Consider the following 1,620-nt stretch of genomic DNA (forward strand, 5'->3'; position numbering starts at 1 on the left):
GCCAGCAAGATGGCGCCAAACAGGATCATGCTGCCGGTGTAGCCAAATCCACCATCATCGGCGACCCAGTCACCTAATGCTGTTCCCAACGTTTGGGAGAACATGATGGTGATCCAGTAGAACATCTCGGTTTGTGGCGAACTGATATTGCCGGTGGATACTCCGCCTTGAAATTTGTACCAGACGAAGAAAGAGCCCATCAGCAGCATAAAAAGCAGCGTTGAGCCCCCTGCATAGCCCAGTCCGAGTGAGCGATCTGCAAAGTCGGCCAGTGTCGTGCCGACCGTGGTGGTGGCGATGATCGTGGTCCAATAGAGTGCGGGGTGGTAACTGCGCGCGGAAATCTGTGCACTGACAGCAATAAAGAAGATGACTGCAAAAATAGCGGTACTTAGCAGATAGCCAAGGTCCATCGACATGGAGACGGCATCGCCGCCGGTTTCACCCAGCGTTGTTGCCAATATTTTGATAATCCAGAATGCCAGGGTGATCTCTGGCACTTTGCTGACTGAGGCGTTGACACTGTGATGCATAGCCCACCCATCCTGTGGTTCGACGACGATCCGTCGAATAGAGCATGTCGGGGATTTCTTAAGAGAGGCTTAAGCTCGCTACAACGCTGACAAGAAAACGCTTTTTAGCCAGATGACAACCGGCCCGGCAAAATTTCCTCTTAATTTTTCCTTAAGATTCAAGAGTTATCGTTCACTCATACTTCATATTATTGACAAAGCTCACAATGCAACACGCCCTTACAAAAGGTAGGTTTTGTCCTCATCCAGCTCTGGTACTATTCCCACGCAGTAATGGAATACCCAATCAATGTTTGAAATGCCTCTCAGGGAGAAGTCATGCCTTCAGTTGTTAAAATAAGAGTTGTGCCATTTATTTTATTGTTGGCGTTGGTGTTTGCTTTTCTGCTCAATTGGCCCGTGTTGCTCCATTTTTATGAGATCCTCTCCAATCTGGAGCACTTCAAGATGGGGTTTGCGATATCGATCCCTGTCCTGCTGGTGGCAGCACTTAACTTCGTCTTTATGCCATTTTCAGTGCGCTATCTGATCAAGCCGTTCTTCGCGTTTCTCTTCGTGGTTGGCGCTATTGTCAGCTACACCATGATGAAGTACCGCGTCCTGTTTGATCAGGACATGATCCAGAACATCTTCGAGACCAACCAGAGCGAAGCCTACTCCTATATCAGCATGCCCATCGTCGCCTGGGTATCGCTGGCCGGGGTGTTGCCCGCGGTGTTGCTCTTTTTTGTCAAGATTGAGTATCCGAAAAAGTGGTATGCAGGCCTCTTCCAGCGTGGACTCTCCATGCTGGGCTCACTGGCAATCGTCGGGATCATCGCCGCCTTCTACTATCAGGATTACGTCTCCGTCGGGCGCAATAACCAGAATCTCAACCGTGAAATCGTGCCTGCCAACTTTGTCTACAGCACTACCAAGTATCTCTACAAACGGTACCTGGCAGAGCCGGTTCCCTTTACCACCCTGGGAGATGATGCCAAGCGGGTGGCGAAAGAGGATAAGCCGACCCTGATGTTCCTGGTGGTGGGGGAGACTGCTCGTGGCAAGAACTTCTCGATGAACGGCTACGAGAAAGAGACCAACCCCT

2 protein-coding genes are annotated in these 1,620 nt (G+C 50.4%); one reads left to right on the top strand and one right to left on the bottom strand.

Translation table 11 applies throughout. The features are described from left to right. The coding region (locus tag LD28_RS0112470) for a COG4705 family protein (protein ID WP_033137288.1) at nucleotides 1–533 on the bottom strand (533 nt) is incomplete at its 3' end. A gap of 318 nt (nucleotides 534–851) precedes the next feature. On the opposite strand from LD28_RS0112470, the gene LD28_RS0112475 reads away from it, so the two are divergent. Next, nucleotides 852–1,620: phosphoethanolamine transferase (locus tag LD28_RS0112475; protein ID WP_033137289.1), on the top strand; the 769-nt coding region annotated here is incomplete at its 3' end.

The organism is Aeromonas finlandensis, assembly GCF_000764645.1.
Taxonomy (GTDB): domain Bacteria; phylum Pseudomonadota; class Gammaproteobacteria; order Enterobacterales; family Aeromonadaceae; genus Aeromonas; species Aeromonas finlandensis.